Below are 2,873 nucleotides of genomic sequence, written 5' to 3'. Positions count from 1 at the left end.
GAAGGCGCAAAAAATACTTTTAACCACTGAGGTACGGAGGATAATCTCTGTGGCTCTCTGTGAAAAAACTCTGTACCTCTCTGTGTAATAATTGAATTATAATATAAATGCTATAACACAGAGAAACACTGAGAAGACACAGAGTAACATGGAGATATAAAAAAGTTAGATATTGTTTGAGAGAGTTTAAGAGGGTTTGAGAGGGTTTGAGAGGGTTCAACTATTTTTACTGCCTGAGCGGAGTCGAAGGCAGGTGTTTTTATTTCCTAATCAATCCGTATGGTCAATCTTTATTTTACAGGATGATAAGACTTTATACTTTTAGTAAACACTTTATAGGCTTTGTTCACAGCATCGCAAAATGCCCTTGAACTGATGGTTGCAGAAGTAATTGCATCGACCTGTCCTCCGTCTTTTTTTACTTTAAGCCTAAAGAGGGAGGGATTTTTACCTTTAAATTGGTTCTTAAAAGCCGCGTCATTCACATGAGTTCCCAAATCCTCTGTCTCATTTTCAGCGACCACGCAAATATTATAAATATTTCCATTTGGCAGGAAGCCCACCATCAGGATAATGGGGCCATTATAACCTTCACTCGAAGTCTTAACAGCCATACCCACAAGTTTTTTGTTTCGCCTGGCCGGATATACATCAAGATTATCCATTACTTTTTTTTCAAGATAAGGGTCATTATTAAAAGAAGGAACCACCTGCTTGATAAAATTGGTCATTACACGCTTTTCGTTATCTGCTCCAGGAGGGGTCTGTGCTATTCCAAAAATAGAAAAAAAACAACATGTTGCAATAGTCAGGAAAAAAAAGATTTTAGACATAAAGGGCTTTGCTATCATTATTTTAAATTTTGCTATTTTTCAATGTACAATACTAATCCTTTTAAATATTCGCCTTCAGGATGAAAGATATTGACAGGATGGTCGGCCGGTTGTTCAAGCTGGTGAATGATCCTTACCCTCCTGCCAGAAATGGCAGCAGCAGTAAAAACAATTTTCCTGAAATCGTCGCGGCTTACAACCTGTGAGCAGGAAAAAGTAAATAAAATTCCCCCGGCTTTAATTTTCTTGAATGCGATAGTATTCAATCTCTTATATCCCTGCAAAGCATTGTGAAGCGCTGAATTGTGCTTGGCAAATGCCGGAGGGTCGAGGATGATCACATCATACCGGTTGTCAATATCCCGCATGAACTCAAAAGCATCAGTTGCGAAAGCTTTATGCCTTGAAGTATCCGAAAAATTAAGGGCAACATTTTCACTGGCAAGTTCTACGGCCTTTTCAGAAACATCAACAGTGTGGACCAACGAAGCTCCCCCACGCATGGCATAGACGGAAAAACCACCCGTATAGCCAAACATGTTCAAAACTGTTTTATCGGCAGTATATTGTTGAAGCAACCTGCGGTTTTCACGTTGGTCGATAAAAAATCCGGTTTTTTGTCCTTCCTCCCAGTTTATTTTGAATTTGTTTCCATATTCCAAAACTATAGTTTCAGGCGAACTACCCGAAATAAAACCATTTTTAACTTCTATTCCGGATTTTTCGGGGATACAACCTTCGCTTTTATCATAAACTGCAAGCAAGCGGTTGCCCAGGATTTCTTTTAGCAGAGCGGCCAGTTTTTCGCGGATCAGGTACATTCCGATGGAATGCATCTGCATGACCGCCGTACCATTATAAAAATCCACAATCAGTCCGGGCATTCCGTCTCCTTCACCATGAATAAGCCTGAAAACATTAGTCTGCGCATTCAGAAACAAACCCAGTTCCTGGCGCAGGGAACAGGCAGCAGAAATTTTCTGTTTCCAGAAATCATCATTTATTTCAACGGGTTCGAATGAAAGAATACGAACGGCAATAGTTCCTACCTGGCAATGCCCTATGGCAAGAAACTCCTGATCGTGGCTATAAACTTCGACCAGGTCGCCTTCCTCGACAGGACTGGTAATTTCTTCAATAGCGCCGGAAAAAATCCAGGGGTGAAAACGTCGGATGGATTGCTCCTTTCCCTTTTTTAAGATGATTTTTGTTAAAGTACCCATATTTATTGTTCCGACAATTCTTTTAATTTTTGAAATATTTCATAACCCACCCAGGCATCTGTAGCAGCATAATTGATCTGGGCCGCAGTAAGAGTTTCGTTTTCCCAATTGGACAATTGCTGGGATTTTGAAATCCTGAAATTCAGGACAATTGCTGCAAGCTTCGATAATCCCTTGCTTTCGATGTCGAAATATTCGACAAAGTCCTGAAGTTCCACGAAATTTTGAGGGGCAAAGGGGCTGGCAAGTTTCAGGGTCCGGATATCATCCCGGATGGCAGCCCCGACTTTCAGAACATTTTTATCAGCTAATATTTTTGTAACCACGGAGGGCAATCCTATTTTATTGATTCTGAACAGAAAAGCCTTATCACGGGTTGCCAGTTGCAATAAAGCGACATGGTTGGTCCTTCCTTTTTTAAAATTAGGACGGGTTTCTGTATCAAAACCCAACAACTTCTCACTACTTATAAGAGGAAGTACTTCTTTTAATTTTTTCAGGTCGTCAATAACAAATGTTTCGCCTTCAAAATGCTTTACCGGCAAAATATTCAGTTCCTGAGCAGAAATAGTCTTTGCAAACATGAATTAATTCTAGTCGTTATTTTGATAATCGCGTTGCCTTTGAGCAATAAACGAGGAATCTATATTGGGTTTATGGCCATGAACTTCATCCTCCTCTTCTTGAAAAGTTTCATCAGGATTATAGCATAGGGAATGAATTGCCCCCAGGGCATTGACAGCCAGCTGCCCCCAATACTGTTCAAAGTTTGTCTGGCAGGTGCAAAGGGCGTCATTGACTAACTCTTCATCACCCG

At 40.4% G+C, this 2,873-nt stretch carries 4 protein-coding genes; all 4 read right to left on the bottom strand.

Annotated features, from left to right (window positions below; genetic code table 11):
- Nucleotides 1–290: 290 nt before the first annotated feature.
- Nucleotides 291–851: an FMN-binding protein gene (locus Q8907_15480; protein ID MDP4275672.1), complete on the bottom strand. Its 561-nt coding sequence runs from the start codon at nucleotides 849–851 to the stop codon at nucleotides 291–293.
- Between the two features lie 14 nt (nucleotides 852–865).
- Nucleotides 866–2,056, bottom strand: a complete 1,191-nt coding sequence (locus Q8907_15475) for a class I SAM-dependent rRNA methyltransferase (GenBank protein ID MDP4275671.1) — start codon at nucleotides 2,054–2,056, stop codon at nucleotides 866–868.
- Between the two features lie 2 nt (nucleotides 2,057–2,058).
- Nucleotides 2,059–2,640 carry a 3'-5' exonuclease gene (locus Q8907_15470; protein ID MDP4275670.1) on the bottom strand — a complete coding sequence of 194 codons (582 nt, stop codon included), beginning with the start codon at nucleotides 2,638–2,640 and terminating at the stop codon, nucleotides 2,059–2,061.
- Nucleotides 2,641–2,649: 9 nt separating this feature from the next.
- On the bottom strand, nucleotides 2,650–2,873 hold a 224-nt coding region (locus Q8907_15465), incomplete at its 5' end, for a DUF5063 domain-containing protein (GenBank protein ID MDP4275669.1).

It is taken from the genome of Bacteroidota bacterium, assembly GCA_030706565.1.
Lineage (GTDB): Bacteria > Bacteroidota > Bacteroidia > Bacteroidales > JAUZOH01 > JAUZOH01.
The sequence above is the reverse complement of the archived record's forward strand: the minus strand, read 5'-3'. Positions and strand labels throughout refer to the sequence as shown.